General features: G+C 70.0%; 11 protein-coding genes and 2 tRNA genes. 11 read left to right on the forward strand and 2 right to left on the reverse strand.

The window, feature by feature from the left end; all coding sequences use genetic code 11:
• Positions 1 to 120: 120 nt before the first annotated feature.
• Complete coding sequence (locus BLR49_RS01350) at positions 121 to 2763, reverse strand: ATP-binding cassette domain-containing protein (RefSeq protein ID WP_092532229.1); 2643 nt, start codon at positions 2761 to 2763, stop codon at positions 121 to 123.
• A gap of 139 nt (positions 2764 to 2902) precedes the next feature.
• Here BLR49_RS01350 and BLR49_RS01355 point away from each other — a divergent pair.
• The 3 genes from BLR49_RS01355 (at position 2903) to BLR49_RS01365 (ending at position 4024) form a co-directional block, all read left to right on the forward strand.
• A tRNA-Arg gene (locus BLR49_RS01355) sits at positions 2903 to 2978 on the forward strand.
• 144 nt (positions 2979 to 3122) lie between these two features.
• On the forward strand, positions 3123 to 3743 hold the full coding sequence (orn, locus tag BLR49_RS01360) for an oligoribonuclease (protein ID WP_092533329.1): 621 nt from the start codon (positions 3123 to 3125) through the stop codon (positions 3741 to 3743).
• Between the two features lie 205 nt (positions 3744 to 3948).
• A tRNA-His gene (locus BLR49_RS01365) sits at positions 3949 to 4024 on the forward strand.
• Positions 4025 to 4479: 455 nt separating this feature from the next.
• On the opposite strand, the gene BLR49_RS01370 is transcribed toward BLR49_RS01365, so the two are convergent.
• Positions 4480 to 6282 (reverse strand): alpha-isopropylmalate synthase regulatory domain-containing protein, encoded by a 1803-nt coding sequence (locus tag BLR49_RS01370; RefSeq protein WP_092532232.1) that lies wholly within the window; start codon positions 6280 to 6282, stop codon positions 4480 to 4482.
• 177 nt (positions 6283 to 6459) lie between these two features.
• Here BLR49_RS01370 and BLR49_RS01375 point away from each other — a divergent pair, with 177 nt between their 5' ends.
• From BLR49_RS01375 to BLR49_RS01410, 8 genes are all read left to right on the forward strand, one after another.
• Positions 6460 to 7230 (forward strand): DUF6270 domain-containing protein, encoded by a 771-nt coding sequence (locus BLR49_RS01375; RefSeq protein ID WP_092532234.1) that lies wholly within the window; start codon positions 6460 to 6462, stop codon positions 7228 to 7230.
• Between the two features lie 115 nt (positions 7231 to 7345).
• On the forward strand, positions 7346 to 8518 hold the full coding sequence (gene wecB, locus BLR49_RS01380; RefSeq protein WP_176765756.1) for a non-hydrolyzing UDP-N-acetylglucosamine 2-epimerase: 1173 nt from the start codon (positions 7346 to 7348) through the stop codon (positions 8516 to 8518).
• Complete coding sequence (locus tag BLR49_RS01385) at positions 8515 to 10497, forward strand: polysaccharide biosynthesis protein (protein WP_245690284.1); 1983 nt, start codon at positions 8515 to 8517, stop codon at positions 10495 to 10497. The genes wecB and BLR49_RS01385 overlap by 4 nt, the downstream gene beginning before the upstream one ends.
• On the forward strand, positions 10494 to 11531 hold the full coding sequence (locus tag BLR49_RS01390; RefSeq protein ID WP_092532239.1) for an MraY family glycosyltransferase: 1038 nt from the start codon (positions 10494 to 10496) through the stop codon (positions 11529 to 11531). Before BLR49_RS01385 ends, BLR49_RS01390 begins: the two co-directional genes overlap by 4 nt.
• Positions 11532 to 11536: 5 nt before the next feature.
• Positions 11537 to 12781: a glycosyltransferase family 4 protein gene (locus BLR49_RS01395; protein ID WP_092532242.1), complete on the forward strand. Its 1245-nt coding sequence runs from the start codon at positions 11537 to 11539 to the stop codon at positions 12779 to 12781.
• Between the two features lie 10 nt (positions 12782 to 12791).
• Positions 12792 to 14516 (forward strand): glycosyltransferase, encoded by a 1725-nt coding sequence (locus BLR49_RS01400; protein WP_245690285.1) that lies wholly within the window; start codon positions 12792 to 12794, stop codon positions 14514 to 14516.
• Complete coding sequence (locus tag BLR49_RS01405) at positions 14513 to 15439, forward strand: ABC transporter permease (protein WP_245690286.1); 927 nt, start codon at positions 14513 to 14515, stop codon at positions 15437 to 15439. The genes BLR49_RS01400 and BLR49_RS01405 overlap by 4 nt, the downstream gene beginning before the upstream one ends.
• Positions 15423 to 16334 carry an ABC transporter ATP-binding protein gene (locus BLR49_RS01410; protein ID WP_092532251.1) on the forward strand — a complete coding sequence of 304 codons (912 nt, stop codon included), beginning with the start codon at positions 15423 to 15425 and terminating at the stop codon, positions 16332 to 16334. The genes BLR49_RS01405 and BLR49_RS01410 overlap by 17 nt, the downstream gene beginning before the upstream one ends.
• Positions 16335 to 16345: the final 11 nt, after the last annotated feature.

Genomic DNA, 16345 nt, shown 5'->3' on the forward strand with positions numbered 1-16345 from the left:
AGCCGGTATTGACCCGCCCTCACCGCCCTAAGGCGGTCATGAGGAGGCCGGGCACGCAAGCGCGCCCCCGGACGTCCGCACGGTCGTTCCGGGCTGCCCGGAGAGTTGCACCGGGGCGGGTCAGCGGCGGTCGCGGCGGGCCAGGCCGATGTAGCAGGCCAGGAGGCAGACCAGCCCGATGGCGGACAGGGCGGCGAGGTCGACTCCCCACTGGGAGATGGTGTGCTCCCACAGGTCCTCGGCACGGCCGGGCAGGATCTCATTCATCTGCACGGTGGAGGCGGCCATGGCGTAGCCCCAGCGGGCGGGGACGAACCAGGCCAGCTGCTCGAACACGGCCCGCCCGGCGATGGGGATCACGCCGCCGGCCAGCACCAGCTGCGCCATGATGGTGACCACCAGCACCGGCATGACCTGCTCGGAGGAGGAGACAAAGGCGGAGACCGCCAGCCCCAGCAGACCGGAGACGAAGGCCACCGCCCAGCAGCAGGCGGCCAGCTCCAGGCCCGGGGCACCCAGCAGGACGGCGTCGGTGGGGGCCTGGTTCAGTGTCAGCGCAATCCCAACCATGATGGCGGTCTGCACCGTGACGATCAGGGCCAGTACCAGCGCCTTGGCCGCCAGGTATGAGCCCGCCCGCAGGCCCACGGCCTTCTCCCGCAGGTAGACGTCCCGCTCCCCCACCAACTCGCGGACGGTGGCGGCCATGCCGGAGAAGGCGGCACCGGTGATGAGAATGACCAGCAGTTCAAGGGCCTGCATGGAGTAGTTCACGCACGGCTGCTCGGCCGTCGGCTCGGGCAGGTCGGGGACGGCGAAGCCGTCGGCACCGGTTATGGCCTTAGTCAGCAAGCCGATTATCGCGGGCAGCGCCAGCATGAAAAGCAAGTAGGAGGGGTCGGCGGCGATGATCCGCAGGTGGCGGCGCACCAGGGTGGACACCTGCCGCAGGGCGGTCTGCTGCGGCGCCTGCCGGGCAGCGACGTCGGCGGACGTGGTGAGCCTGCGGCCGTCGCCGCGGCGAGTGGAGGGGACGGTGGCCTCCAGGTGGGCGCGCAGCTCGGCGGCGTGGTTGCGGATCAGGGCGTAAACATCGGCGAAGCCGTCAATCGACACCGGGTCCGGGAAGCCACCGCGCGGCGGATTGACCACCAGCCGCCCGGCCCGCCCGAACTCGGCCAGGCGGCCCCGGAAGTAGCCGATCACCTCACGGGGCGCCCCGAAGTACACCGGAGTACCGCCCGCGGCCAGGATGAGGACCTTGTCCGCACGGTCGATGTGGTTCTCGTTGTGGGTGACCACCACCACGGTGCGGCCGGCATCCCCGGGGCGGGTGCCGTGGGCGAGGGAGGCCAGCAGGTCCATCACGTCCCGGTCCAGCTGCGGGTCCAGGCCGGAGGTGGGCTCGTCCAGGAACAGCAGGGAGGGGCGCGTGAGCAGCTCGATGGCGGTGGACACGCGCTTGCGCTGCCCGCCGGAGAGCTGCTTGACCTTCTTGTCCACGTGCTCGGACAGGTCCAGGTCCTCCAGGACCTCGCTGATGCGGGCGCGCCGCTCGGCCTTGGTCACGTCCTTGGCGAAGCGCAGCTCGGCCGCGTACTCCAGGGTCTGGCGCACGGTCAGGGCGGCGTGGACCACGTCGTTCTGCGGCACCACCCCGATCTTGTTGCGCATGACCGGGTAGTGCTCGTACACGTCCAGCCCGTCGAACAGCACCTGCCCCCGCTGGGCCTTCTGCTCCCCGGTCAGGGCCTTGAGCAGCGTGGACTTCCCCGCGCCCGAGGGGCCGACCACCGCCAGCAGCTCATTGCCCGGCAGGGCGAAGGAGACGCCGTCGAGCAGGGTCAGCTTGCCGTCGTTGACGGAGAAGGTCAGATCGCGGCCCACCAGCTCCCCGGCGGCCGTAGCCACCTGCACCTCACAGGTGCCGTCAGGGCTGATGACCACGAAGGTCGAGCCCATGCCGAAGGTGGTCGGCCGGGTGACCGTGTAGCTCTGCACGCGCTGCTGCCCCACGAAAACGCCGTTGGTGGAGCGCAGGTCCGTCACCACAATGCCCTGCGGGGTCAAGTCCACACGCGCGTGATGGCCGGACACGCGCGGATCGTCCAGGCGCAGGCTGGCGTCCGGGGCGCGGCCGATGGTGCCGGAGGAGGTGATGGTCACCTTGGCGACGGTTCGACGTCGCCCGGCGGGGAAGTCGCCGGTGCCGGCGGAGCCGACCGATCGGGGCGGCCCGGGAGGCGTTGGAGGGCCAGCAACCGTGGCAGCGGAAGAGGCCGGGGCAGCGCCGGTGGCGGTGGCCGACGCCGCCGAGCCGGTGGCGATGCCATAGCCGACCGGGGCGGGCGCCGGGGTCTGGTAGCCGTAGGCCACGGGCGCGTACTGCTGTGTCTTGGATGCGGGGGCGGCAGGCGCCGTCCCGGAAGCCGACGCGGGGGCGGAAGCGGTCGGCGTCGTCGGCATGAAGTCAATGCCGGGGCCGGAGCTGTTGGCCAGATAGACGCGGGTGGGACCGGCGATGAGGGCGCGGCGGGTGTCCTGGCCTGCCACCACCATGCCGTTGGTGCGGGAGATGCACTCGACCACCCAGCCCTCCGGCGTCGGCGTCACCCGCAGGTGCTCGCCGGAGACGACATTGGAGGTGGACACCACCACGTCGCAGGTGGGCCGTCTGCCTACGGTGAAGGCGGCGGTGAAGACGCGCGGCTGTTCGTAGGCGGGGGCGTTGGTCAAGCGAACCGCGAGCGCTGTTGTTGGCACGGGGGTCCTTCCGGGATCGTGGGGCGAAAGCTCACCAGCTTGGCCGAAACGATACCTTCATTGCCCGGTGGCGGGCCGCGATTCCCGGGGCGCCCCGAGTGTGAACTCATGCCGATCGTGACGTACGCTGACCCGGCAAGCCTCCGTAGCTCAATGGATAGAGCATCGGCCTTCTAATCCGCAGGTTCCCGGTTCGAGTCCGGGCGGGGGCACCACAAACCGCGGAATCACGCGACCCGTCGCCTCCCCGAACACGGCCCTGGGGGACGTCGCCGCCCGCTGGCTACCGCCTCTCCCCTCGTGGGCACTGGCCCCGGCTCGTGCCCCCGGGTCTAGACTCGGCGACCGTGAGTCGACAGATAACTACCGCCGATCCCCTGGTGTGGATCGACTGCGAGATGACGGGCCTGGACCTGGAGAGGGACGCACTGATCGAGGTGGCCGTGATCGTCACCGACTACGAGCTCAAGCCGCTGGACGAGGGCATCGACGTCCTGATCAGGCCCCCGGCCGCCGCCCTGGAGCAGATGGGCGACTACGTGCGCGAGATGCACACCAGCTCCGGCCTGCTGGAGGAGCTCCAGGAGGGGCTGACGCTGGAAGCAGCCGGCCGCACCGTCCTGGAGTACGTGAAGTCCCTGGTGCCGGAGGCCGGCTCCGCGCAGCTGGCCGGCAACTCGGTGGGCACCGACAAGGCCTTCCTGGCACGCGACATGCCGGAGCTCATCGACTACCTGCACTACCGGATCGTGGACGTCTCCTCCATCAAGGAGGTCGCCAAGCGCTGGTTCCCGCGCACCTTCTTCCACGCCCCGGAGAAGCAGGGCGGCCACCGCGCGCTGGCGGACATCCTGGAGTCGATCGACGAGCTGCGCTACTACCGCGCGGTGCTGTTCCCCAAGGACGAGGGCCCCACGAGCGAGGAGTGCCAGGCGGCCGCCGCCGAGATCGTCGCGCACCCGACGGCGGAGCTGCTCTGACGACGTCGGCTCTCCCGGCTTCTCGCCGCCGGCGGACGGCGGCGCCCCCGCGTCGCCAGGGCCACTACCCCGACGACGGCACCCATCCCCGGGCGCTTGCGCTCGCTGCCCTGCCGCGAGGGTGACGCAGTACACGGAGCCTGGATTGGTGCCAGCACGGGCTAGCCGATAAAGTACCGACTCGGTGCGACGCCGTCGCCCGATGGTGGCTGTAGCTCAGTCGGTAGAGCGCCTGGTTGTGGTCCAGGAGGTCGCGGGTTCAAGCCCCGTCAGCCACCCCACGATTCCCCCGGCATTCCAACGTATGCCGGGGTTTTCTTTTTTCGATCCGTGCCGGGTCGACGCATGCGCCGACCCCGCCCGCGCCCGCAAGCTATCAAAATCGATGACAAAGGCACCCAGTGCAACGCGCAGCGTTTTCCTGCTCTTCCGGCTTGAGGGTGTGTTGTCTGGCGCGCGCGTGGGTCGAGTGCTGCTCTGCCCACCTGCGGTAGGCCGACCGGCAGAGGCAATCGCCGCCGCACATCCCGATGGGCGGAGGCCTGAAAAGTGTCCAGATTCGGGACAAACGGTGCAGGCAGCGTCCCAGGCCACGACCAAAACGTTGGAATCATGCGGTTTACGAAGCTCGTCGAACGGGCGCGAATGACGTTTGTAATCGATTAGGACAGTCTGGCCGACGCCCCGCGGGCCGACTCCCGACCGACCCCGCGGGCCGACGGATTCCTGCGCGCGCCTACCGCGGCTCGACGCCGCGGCGCAGCAGGCCCACGATGTGCCCGTCGATCAGTGCCTCCCAGGAGGCCTCGACCACGTCCGTGCCCACCCCGACGGTCGACCAGGTGTCCTCCCCGTCGGTGATGTCGATCAGTACGCGCACCACCGAGCGGGTGCCGCGCTCGGTATCCAGGATGCGCACCCGGTAATCGGTCAGCTCGAACTCGGCCGTCTCGGGGTAGACCTGCTCCAGTGCCGCGCACAGGGCGTGGTCCAGGGCGTTGACGGGGCCGTTGCCCTCCCCCAGGACGGCGTAGCGGCGCCCGCCGGCCCACAGCCGCACGGTGGCCTCGGTCTCGGTGACCGTATCGCCCTCGGTGGACAGCAGCCGCTGCCCGGGCAGCGGCCGGGCCTGAATGGAGGCGCGCCAGGACTCGATGCGGAAGTACTCGGGCAGGTCGCCCCGGGCGGCACGCAGCAGCAGCTCGAAGGAGCCGTCGGCGGCGTCGTAGGTGTAGCCGACCGCCTCGCGCGCCTTGACGGTCTCGGTCACCCGGGTAAGCAGTTCGTGGTCTCCGGCGGCGTCGATGCCGAACTCGCGGGCCTTGAGCTCGATGGAGGCGCGCCCGGCCATCTCCGAGACCAGCATGGTCATGGTATTGCCCACGCGCGCCGGGTCGATGTGCTGGTACAGGTTCGGGTCCACGCGAATGGCGGAGGCATGCAGCCCGGCTTTGTGGGCGAAGGCCTTCGCGCCCACGTACGGCAGGCGTCCCGACGGCGGACGGTTGACGATCTCGCCCACGTGCCGGGAGACGGCGGACAGCTCCGCCAGGCGGCGGGCGCGCTCGGCGGCGTCGCCGGGCAGCACCGTCCAGTCGGTCTTGAGCTCCAGGTCGGCGATGAGCGTGAGCAGGTTGGCGTTACCGGTGCGCTCGCCCAGACCGTTGACGCAGCCCTGCACCTGCCGGGCGCCGGCCTCGACGGCGGCCAGGGCCCCGGCGACGGCGACGCCGGCGTCGTCATGGGTATGGATGCCGATGGTGCACTGGCCGTATCCGGCTTCCCGCAGCGCGTCCCGCAGTCGGGCCACCCGGCGACCGACGACGTCGGGCAGGGTGCCGCCGTTGGTGTCGCAGGGGATCACGGCGCCGGCACCGGCCTGCGCCGCGGCCAGGGCGACGGCGATCGGGTAGGGCAGGTCTGTTTCTCCGGCTGCCGGGTCGACGACGCCCGCCGCGTCACTGGCAACCGCGCCTGCCGCGGCCTGGCCGCCCCCGACCGCCTCACCGGCAGCGCGCGCCTCGGCGTGGTCGATCCCGTCGAAGAAGTGCTCCAGGTCAACCATCACCTCACGCCCAGCGGCGGCCAGCACCGCCACCGTGTCCCGCACCATGCGCAGGTTCTCCTCCAGGCTGGTGCGCAGGGCGCGCTCGACGTGCACCGGATCGGACTTGGCGACCACGGTTACCACGGGCGCGCCGGAGTCCAGCAGGGCCCGCACCTGCGGGTCGTCGGCCGCGGACACGCCCGCCTTGCAGGTGGAGCCGAAGGCGACCAGCCGGGCGGTACGCAGCTCCAGCTCGGTGCGGGCGCGCGCGAAGAACTCGGTGTCCTTGGGGATGGCGCCGGGCCAGCCGGCCTCGATGTAGGCCACGCCGAGCTCGTCCAGCAGCCGGGCGACGGCGAGTTTGTCCGTGACGGTGAAGGCGATGGACTGCTGCTGGGCGCCGTCGCGCAGGGTGGTGTCATAGGCGGCGACGCGAACGGCCCGGTCGGCAGCGGCCGGAGTCGTAGCGGTGGCGGGAGTCTGTGCGGGCATTTGCTCTCCCCGATGGGTTGGGTCCTTCACCGCAGAGTCTGACACAGTGTCGGCTCCCGGCTGAGAGGGTGCTCACCTGGCGGCGCCAATCCATGGCATGCGCATGGCGAGCCCGGTAGCGTCTACGCGTTGCCGCGCCACCCCGCCGGCACAAGAGCAGACGTGAAGGAGGAACCGATGAGCGCTGACGTCGGCACCGCGCGCACCGTCTCCGTGTTCGGCTCCTGCGTGAGCCGGGACACGGTGGAGGTGCTGCGCCGCCGGGGCTGGCGGGTAGGGGCGTATGTGGCGCGCCAGTCCCTGCTGTCGGCGGGCTCGCGAGCGCCGGGGGACGCCCTAGATCTGGAGGGCTTCGACTCCGCCTTCGTCAGGCGGGTACACGCCGAGGACCTGGCGGGCGACCGCCACTCCCGCCTGGCGGCCGCGGCGGCGCGCACAGACGTACTGCTGTGGGACATCGTGGACGAGCGCCTGGGAGTGCTGGAGCTGCCCGACGGCGAGCTGCTGACCCGCACCACCGAGGGGCTCACGGCGGGCCTGTACGACTCGTTGGAGGGGGCGCGCCTGCTGGAGTTCGGCTCGGATGAGCACTTCGAGCGATGGGAGGCGGCGCTGCCGGCCTGGCGCGCGGAGCTGGCCGGGCTTGGCCTGGCCGACCGGACGCTGCTGCTGCATACACCGTGGGCGATCGTGGACGAGGGCGGCGAGCACACGCCGACGTCGTGGGGCGTGGGCGCGGTGGAGGCGAACTGGTTCGCCGAGCGCTATTACCAGGCCGCGGCGGAGGCGACGGGCGTGCGGGTGCTGCGACTGCCGGACGAGCTGACCGTTGCGGGCACCCACCACACCTGGGGTCCGGCACCGTTCCACTACCAGGACGCCGCCTACACGTGGTTGGCGGACCGGATCGCACACTTCGTCGCCAAAGGTCACGGTACCGCCGCGTAGTGGACAGCGTGCAGGCGGTATCCGACTCACCGGTTATCCTTTGAAACATCTTTGTCAGGGAACCCCCTCTCTGACATCAGAGTTCCCATCAGGAGTGCCCGTGCCAAAGAATGTCATGGTCGTTTACGGCACGCGCCCCGAGGCGATCAAACTGGCACCGGTCATCCAAGGACTGGGGGAGCACCCTGAGCTGCATCCCACACTGGTATCCACCGGGCAGCACCGGGAGATGCTGGAGCAGGTCAATGAGATCTTCGGCCTGAGGCCCGACCATGACATCGACGTCTTCGAGGCCGGGCAGAACCTGAACACGCTCACCGCCAAGATCTTCGCTCGCCTGGACCCCGTCCTTGACGCCGTTAACCCGGACGCGGTGCTGGTGCAGGGCGATACCACGACGGTCGCCGCCGCCGCGCTGGCGGCCTTCTACCGGCAGGTACCGGTGGTCCATCTGGAGGCGGGACTGCGGTCAGGTGATATCTCCTCGCCCTTCCCCGAGGAGGCCAACCGGCGGGTCACCACGCAGTTGACCGCTCTGCACCTGGCACCTACACATCCCTCCCGCGCGAATCTGCTGCGCGAGGGAGTGACGCCCGAAGACGTTGTGGTCACGGGTAACACAGTGATCGACGCGCTCCTGCACACGCGCGCCCAGAACATACTCCCGGCGAACAGCCGTCTGCGGGAGGCGATCAGGCAGGAACGTCCCATCATCTTGGTGACGGCGCACCGGCGCGAGAACTGGGGCGAGGCAATGGCGAATGTCGGCCGCGCGCTGGCCCGCCTGGCGGCCCGCTACCCCGAGCATATGATCGTGCTGCCGGCGCACTGCAATCCGCTCGTGCGGGAGGCCGTGCTGCCACGGGTGGAAGGCCTGGACAATGTACTCGTCTCCGAACCGCTGGCCTACGGGGAGTTCACCACCGTCATGAGTGCCGCCCAGATCGTATTGACGGACTCCGGAGGCGTGCAGGAGGAGGCACCGAGCCTGGGCAAGCCGGTGCTGGTGATGCGCGAGAACACCGAACGCCCCGAGGGCGTGGAGGCCGGCACCGTGCGCCTGATCGGCACGGCGGAGGACCGTCTGGTCACGGAAGTCTCCGCATTGATCGACTCCCCCGCCCTGTATCAGCAGATGGCTCATGCCGCCAACCCCTATGGGGACGGCCAAGCCGCCCAGCGAGCGGTGGCGGCGATCGCCGCGCTGCTCGGTGTGGGTGAACGTCTGCCCGACTTCCGTCCTGTCCCGTCACGTCCCACCGATCACCTGAGGTCAGTATCACTGTGAATTCCCTGAACTCGTTCACCGCACCGCCCGACTCCCAGCCCGGTGGCGACTCCGCGGCCGCATCCCACCCCGCGTCCGTCCCGGCGGCGGGCCGCAGCGTGGCGCATAGCGTCCGCGATTCCTGGCCGACGACGGACATTGGCGGCTCCCGCCTGCACCTGCCCCACGGGACCATTCCGGCGCTTGACTGCGCTATGTGGGTGCTGGCGATCGTGCTGGTCGTCTCTCTGAATATCGACGGCGGTCCCGCCGAGCCCGCCCGCGCCGCCGTCGGCGTCACCATACTGCTCGCGGTGGTGTTGCAGCTGCTGGCCTGGCTTTTGTTCCTACGTGGCCGCGTCCGCTTCGCCACCAGCGACGAGATCCCGCAGATCCTGGTCACCGACCTGTTCGTGGCAGCAGTCCTCATGCTCACCTCGGCCCTGTCCCAGGGCGTGCTGCTGCCGCTGGGCACCGCTGGGGTTTCCGGCGCGGTGGCGCTGACCCTGCACCTGGCGGCGCGGTGGCTCTTTCAGCATTTCGTTGCCTGGCGGCGTCGCCCGCAGGCGCACCGCACCCGGCGTACGATCGTGCTCGGCGCCGGCTACGGCGGGGTGCAGGCGATCAGCCTGATGCAGCAAGATCAGGATGGCGTCTTCACGCCGGTGGCCATCCTTGACGACGACCCGTCCAAGCGGCACCTGCGCATCAGCGGAGTGCGCGTGCTCGGCCCGTGGGACGCCCTGGGGCAGGTCGCCCAGGAGACGCGCGCCGACCTGGTACTGCTGGCGGTCCCCTCTGCGGGTCCGGACAAGGTCGATGAGGTGGTACGAAACGCCCAGAACCTCGGGCTCGAGATCCGCATCATGCCCTCCATGGAGGAGCTGGTCGACCGAGCACCCTCATACCGCCCTGATGCCTCACAGCTGCAGTCAACAAACGTCTTCCGCGCCCCGCAGATCGCAGACCTGCTCGGACGCCGTGAGATCGACACCGACGTCGACGCCATCGGCGCCTACCTGACCGGCGAGCGGGTCCTGGTGACCGGTGCGGGCGGGTCGATCGGCTCCCAGCTTTGCCAGGCGATCGCCCGCTACGAGCCCGAGCGGCTGATCATGGTGGACCGGGACGACTCGGCCCTGCACGCGGTGCAGTTGTCCCTGGACGGGCAGGCCATGCTCGACTCCCCCGACCTGATTCTCGGGGACCTGCGCACCCCGGGCTTCATTCAGGCCCTGTTCGATGAGAACCGGCCAACCATCGTCTTCCACGCTGCCGCCCTGAAGCACGTGACGCTCACGGAGCGCTTCCCGGAGGAGGCGTTCCTTACGAATGTGGCAGCCACACGTGACCTGCTCCTGGCGGCGGCGAGCCACGACGTACGGCGCTTCATCAACATCTCCACGGACAAGGCCGCGGACCCGCAGTGCGTGCTCGGCTACTCCAAGCGGGTAGCGGAGCGACTGACGGCGACAGTAGGCCGGACGCTGGCACCGGACCGCCGCTTCATGTCGGTGCGCTTCGGGAATGTGCTGGGGTCACGCGGCTCGGCCTTGTTGACCTTCGCCGCCCAGCTGGAGCGCGGGCTGCCGCTGACGATCACGGACCCGAGCATGGAGCGCTTCTTCATGAGCGTGGACGAGGCCTGTCAGCTGGTCCTCCAGGCCGGCGTGCTCGGCCGCTCGGGCGAGGTCCTCATCCTGGACATGGGCGAGCCGCACAACATTGAGGAGATTGCACGGCGTTTCGCCACCCTGATGGGTCAGCCCGACACCAAGGTGACCTATACGCACGTGCGCCCGGGAGAGAAGCTCACCGAGGACCTGTTCGGCCGGGGCGAGGCGGATCTGCGTCCGAATCACCCGCTCATCTCGCAGACCTCGGTCCCACCGTTCCCGATGGAGAAGCTGGAGGCCATAGCCGACCTGCGCGAACGCGCCCAGTGGGGGCAGCACGGCGCCCTGGTACGCCGCTGGATGGAAGCGGAGAGCGGGGCATGACACTTGCCCTTCTCCTCGGCTTCCTGGCCGCCGCAGCCACGTCGGCGCTGGCAACACTGGCGCTGATCCCGATGCTGCGGCGTGCCCAGGTCGTCGACATCCCGGTGGGTCGTTCACTGCACGCGGCGCCGACGCCGCGCGGCGGTGGCCTGGCCGTGGTGCTGGCCGCCGTGCTGGTGATGGGGGTGGCTCCCCTGATCGCCTGGCACCGGGTTGGACTGACCGACCTGTCAGCCCGCTTCAGCACAGTGATGCTGGGCTTCGTGGCGATTCTGGCCTTCGCGGTCGTGGGCCTGGTGGAGGACCTGTTCGCCCTGTCGACGCAGTCGCGCCTGTGCCTGCAACTGGGGCTGGGCCTGTTCCTGGGGCTGGCGGCGGCCGCACAGGCGGGGGCGAGCCCGTGGGTGGCGGTGCCGGTGGCCGTGTGCACGACCGGGGTGGTCAATGCCACCAACTTCATGGACGGCGCAAACGGGCTGGCCGCGGGGCATGCGGTGGTCTGCGCCCTGTGGTTCGTGGTGGTCTCCGTCATGCACCCGGTGCCGGGGCTGGGCTTCGTCATGATCACGGTGGCCGGGGCGGCAGCCGGCTTCCTGCCCTTCAACGCGCCGCGCGCACGCCTGTTCCTGGGCGACACGGGCTCCTACGCACTGGGCGGAGCCTGGGCCTTCGCGGCCACCGTCTGTCTGGCCTCCGGGGCTCCGGTGAGCGCCGCAGTGGCCCCGCTGCTGGTGCTGGTGACCGATGCCGGATTCACGCTGTGGATGCGGGTGCGCACCGGGCAGCGCTGGTATGAGCCGCACAAGCTGCACGTCTATCAGCGGCTGGTCACCTTCGGGTGGCCGCACTGGGGCGTGGCGCTGCTGGTCGCGAGCACGGCCGCGCTGTGCTCGACGCTGGCGTGGGCGGGGCTGGTGCTGAACCGGCAATCGCTCGCCTGGGGGCTTATTTCCGTGGTCCTGATCGCGTACCTGTACCTCCCGCTGGCCGTGGGGGCCGGGGACCCGTTCCGCACGCTCAGGCCGGTGAGGTGAGGGCCATGCGAATCTTGCTGCTGACCCACTACTGGGCGCCGGAGACGGGTGCCCCACAGAAACGCTGGCGCTGGCTGGCCCGCGGTCTGGTGGGGCGCGGCCACGAGCTGGCCGTGCTGGCACCGTCCCCGCACTACCCCGCCGGACGCCTGCTCGACGCCGATCCGCGGCATGCCCCGGGGGCCGCGTGCCGGGATGCGACGGGGGCGATGATCCACCGCACCGCCTTCCGCCCCTACGACGCGGGCCTGGGCGGCCGGGGCGCTGACCAGGCCGTGGCGGCGGCCGACGCCCTGCGGCTGGGGCTGCGGCGCTTTTCCGGGCAGTGGCGTCCAGACGTCGTCGTCGGATCGGTGCCGGGCCTGCCGACGCTGCCGGCGGCCCTGGCACTGGGGCGAGTGCTGCGCCGCCCGGTGGTGGCCGAGCTGCGCGACGCCTGGCCGGACATTCTGGACTCCGCCTCCAGTTGGGCCGGAGCAGAGCGCCCCCGTCTGCGACGTCGGGCCGTGTACGCCATGCGCGGTGCTGTCCCGCCGGTAATCACCCGGCTGGAGCGCGACGCCGACGCCGTGGTGACCACCACGGACTCCTTCGCTGCGGTACTGCGCGGGCGCGGCCTGGGGCGTGTGGTCACGGTGCGCAACACCTCGCCCTCCAGCACCCCTTCGTCGGCACCTGTGCCCGCCGCGAGGGAGGACGGCGCCTTGCACGTGCTGTACCTGGGCACGGTGGGCCGAGCCCAGGGGATGGTCAGTTCCGTGCGCGCCGCCGCCCTGGCAGCCCAGCAGGGCACCCCCGTGGTACTGCGGATTGTCGGCGACGGCGCGGAGGCCACGGCCGTGCGTGAGGAGGCGGCGCGGCTGGGTGCCCCCGTTCAGGCGCTGGCACCCGTCCCGGCGGAACAGGTGGGCGAGCACTACGCGTGGGCGGATACGGTGCTGGTGTCCTTGCAGGACTGGCCGGCGATGTCACTGACGGTGCCGTCCAAGTTGTATGAGGTCCTGGCCACCGGTCGGCACATCAGCGGCGCCGTAGCGGGCGAGGCCGCGGCGATCCTACGTGAGTCGGGCGCCGGCGACGTCGTCGCCCCGCAGGATCCGCAGGCACTGGCCGCGCTGTGGGCGGAGTTGGCGGTCGACCGCGCCCGCCTGGCCCCCACCGGCGGCAGGCGGTGGCTGGAGGAGCACGCACGCGAGGAAGCCCTGGTATCCCGTTACGAGTCACTGCTTACGGAGGTGACCGGTGCCTGAGGCTCAGCGCTTGCGGAATCTGTCTCTGTTGTTGGATACAGCCGCCCGGCATGTGGCGGAGGACCCGCTGCTGCTGGCGGTGCAGTCGGCCCGGCGGCTGCCGCCCGGAGTGCGGGGGCACCTGGCGCGGGCGGTGAGCGCGGGGGCCGGCGCCGAGTCTGTGCGGCTGGCGCTGGGCGAGTTCCTCGCCGACCGGCGCGCTCAGGCCGGGCAGGCACTGGCGGCCGCTACGCCGCGCACAGGGGCGGGTAGGCGTGTGGCGGCGGAGCTGGCGGTTCAGCTCGGCCGAGTCGCCCCCAAGGCGCAGGTGCAACTGCCGCCGTCGGTGCGGGCCCGCGAGTTGTGGTCCCAGGGTCGGCTGCATGCGGCGGTGGCGGTGCTCGACGGCGTGCGCGGAGCGCGGGCGCAACGGGCGCGGCTGCGTTCCCAGCTGGCGGTGATGAGCCCGGGCTTCGCCCTCCCGGCGGTCGTCCCCTCCCCCGCGTGGGAGGGGCCGCGAAGCGACGGCCCCACGCGCGTGCTGCACGTGCTGACTAACTCCTTCTCGCGCACCCAGTCCGGGTACGCGGTGCGCTCGCACGCGGTGCTGCGAGCCCAGCGCGCTGCGGGCGTTGAGGTGCGGGCGGTGACTCGGATCGGCTATCCGGTGACGGTGGGGCTGGTAAACGCAGCCAGTGAGGACGTGGTGGACGGGATCACCTACCGGCGGTTGCTACCGGCCCGGCTGGCCCCGACCCCGGCGGCGCGGCTGGTGCAGATGACCCGCCTGCTGGCGCGTGAGGTTGAGGACTACCGCCCACACGTGCTGCACACCACCACGAACTTCCAGAACGCCCTGGTAGCGCGGGCCGTGGCCGAGTCCTACGGCTTGCCCTGGGTGTATGAGATGCGCGGCGTGCTGGAGCAGACGTGGGTGGCCTCCCGTCCGACCGACCAGCAGGCGGAGGCCCTGGCCTCAGAGCGGTTCCGCCTGTTGCGTGCCAGGGAAACCGAGATGGCGGTCGCGGCCGACGCGGTGGTGGTCCTGTCTCAGGTGCAACGCGAGGACCTGATTGCCCGCGGGGTGCCGACGGAGCGCATCAGGATCATTCCCAACGCGGTGGATGACGCGGTGTTGGAGGTACCGGAGGTTAGTGCAGCGGAGGCCCGCGCCCGGCTGGGGCTGCCGCGCGGGGGCTTCTGGGCGGGCAGTGTCTCCTCCCTGGTGGACTATGAGGGCTTCGATGTGCTGTTGGAGGCGGTGGCCCGGTGCCGTGCGAGCGGGGTGGATGTGCGCTGCCTGCTGGTGGGCGACGGCGTGAGCCGAGCGGGGCTGGAGGCGCGCTCCGCAGAGCTCGGCCTGGGAACCGAGGTGTGCGTGCTGCCCGGGCGGGTGCCGCCGCAGGATGCCGTGGCCTGGTATCAGGCGCTGGACCTGTTCTGTGTGCCGCGGCGGGATACGCCCGTGTGCCGCTCGGTGACACCGATCAAGCCCTTCACCGCCATGGCGCTGGGGCGAGCGGTGCTGGTGTCCGATCTGCCGGCGCTGCGGGAGGTGGCCGCCTACGGCGACGGCAGCGTTTTTCCCGCCGAGGACGCCGTGGCGTTGGCCACGGCTTTAGCGGCGGCGGCCGGGTGCGCAGGGAATCCACACGCTAGCGGGCAGAATGGGAGTCATACCAGTGTTCCCGCTGACCTGCCCACCTGGAGTCGCAATGGAACCGTTTACGCCACACTGTACGAGGGGTTGAGATGAGCGAGCACTCGCATGAGTCATTCCCCATGACGTGGCTGGACCGCGCGTACGAGGCGTACGCGCGCAGTTCCCACGTGGTCTCCGTGCAACAGCTTCAGAGGCTCTCCCCCGTGGGCCAGCGGCCGCGGCTCGGGAAGTACATTGCACAGCTGTGGCAGCGTCGGCACTTCATTTGGGCGGACGCCCGGGCGAAGGCCCTGGGTTCTCAGCGCGGCACGCTGCTCGGCAACGCCTGGCTGATCGTCAAGCCCATGCTGGACTCGCTCGTCTTCTTCATTATCTTCGGCCTGTTGCTGCAGACCTCCCGCGGGATCGAGAACTTCATCGGCTACCTGATCATCGGAGTCACCCTGTTCCCACCCCTGCAGCGGGCGATCACCGGCGGGGCCCAGGTGATCCAGAACGGCCGGAACATGATCCGGGGCTTCTCCTTCCCTCGGGCAGTGCTGCCGATCTCCTACACACTGCGCTCCGCGATCGACTCGCTGCCACCGCTGCTGGCGGTGCTACTGCTGGTGATGGCGCTGCCGCCGCATGCACTACCCACCTGGCACTGGGTCCTGATCGCACCGATCTTCTTGTTGCAGTTCACGTTCGGGTTGGGGCTGACCTTCTTCACGGCGCGGATCACCGCCCTGCTGCCTGACATGCGCAACATCTGGCCCTTCCTCACGCAATTCTGGTTCTACGGCTCGGGCGTCTTCTTCTCCTATGAGCGCTTCATCGACCATCCGACCATGCTCGCCTTCATGGACGTGAACCCCGGCTACCTGATACTGACGATGTACCGCAATTGCATCTTGTACAGCACCGTGCCGGATGCGCGCTCATGGGTCATGCTGATCGCCTGGGCCTTCGGTACCTTTGCCCTCGGGTTCGTGTTCTTCTGGGCCAAGGAGGTGGACTATGGCTTGGAGCGCTGACGATGAAGAGGACTCGGTTATGACCGATCCGACCGTCGTTGTTCGCAGCGTGCGCGTACGCTACCGCTCCCCCTCGAGCGACGCCGCAGCCATGCGCGCCGTCTCCCCCGCCAAGCGCGCCTTTCTGCGAGCCACCGGGCAGCAGCCGAAAGTCACGGTAGACGCGCTCAAGGGGGTCTCCCTGGTGGCAAGGGCCGGGGAGTCCATCGGTATTCTCGGTCGCAACGGCTCGGGCAAGTCCACGCTGCTGCGGATCATTGCCGGCCTGGAGACACCGCTAGCCGGCAACGTCATGGCGCGATCCACACCGGTGCTGCTCGGGGTGAACGCAGCCCTGGTGCCGGACCTGCCCGGGGAACGGAACGTTATCCTTGGCTGCCTGGCCATGGGCCTGTCCAAGGCGCAGGCTCGCGAGCTGCTGCCGGAGGTTGTGGAGCTGGCCGGCATCGGCAAGGCCATCTACCGCCCGATGAAGACCTACTCCTCTGGTATGGGGTCCCGGCTCAGGTTTGCCATCGCCGCTGCCGCGAACCCGGATATCCTCCTGATCGATGAGGCGCTGAGCACCGGTGACGCGGCCTTCAAGGAGCGTAGCGAGCGGAAGATGGCGGAGCTGCGCAAGGCAGCCGGTACGGTCTTCATCGTCAGCCACGCCGCGCAGACCATAGAGGAGATGTGCTCGCGGGCAGTCTGGCTCATGGAGGGTGAGATCATTGGCGATGGGCCGGGCCCGGAAATCGCGCACGACTACCGCTGGTGGTCCTGGAACATCACCAAGAACGAGTTCGCCAAGGCCGACGAGATCCTGGCGCGCTGCCGCCAGAAGTGGGCACCCCGGGAACCCGTCATCGCCGATCCCGATATGTACAAGCGGGCGCCCCGACACGCATACTGAGCATTCCCCAA

This window comes from Actinomyces ruminicola (genome assembly GCF_900103885.1).
In the GTDB taxonomy this organism is placed as follows: domain Bacteria; phylum Actinomycetota; class Actinomycetes; order Actinomycetales; family Actinomycetaceae; genus Actinomyces; species Actinomyces ruminicola.

Bases quoted from the DNA above. Each gene is read 5' to 3' on its own strand.
- BLR49_RS01370 (WP_092532232.1), bottom strand. From the start codon at position 6,282: ATGCCCGCACAGACTCCCGCCACCGCTACGACTCCGGCCGCTGCCGAC.
- BLR49_RS01375 (WP_092532234.1), top strand. From the start codon at position 6,460: ATGAGCGCTGACGTCGGCACCGCGCGCACCGTCTCCGTGTTCGGCTCC.
- wecB (WP_176765756.1), top strand. From the start codon at position 7,346: ATGGTCGTTTACGGCACGCGCCCCGAGGCGATCAAACTGGCACCGGTC.
- BLR49_RS01390 (WP_092532239.1), top strand. From the start codon at position 10,494: ATGACACTTGCCCTTCTCCTCGGCTTCCTGGCCGCCGCAGCCACGTCG.
- BLR49_RS01395 (WP_092532242.1), top strand. From the start codon at position 11,537: ATGCGAATCTTGCTGCTGACCCACTACTGGGCGCCGGAGACGGGTGCC.
- BLR49_RS01405 (WP_245690286.1), top strand. From the start codon at position 14,513: ATGAGCGAGCACTCGCATGAGTCATTCCCCATGACGTGGCTGGACCGC.
- BLR49_RS01410 (WP_092532251.1), top strand. From the start codon at position 15,423: ATGGCTTGGAGCGCTGACGATGAAGAGGACTCGGTTATGACCGATCCG.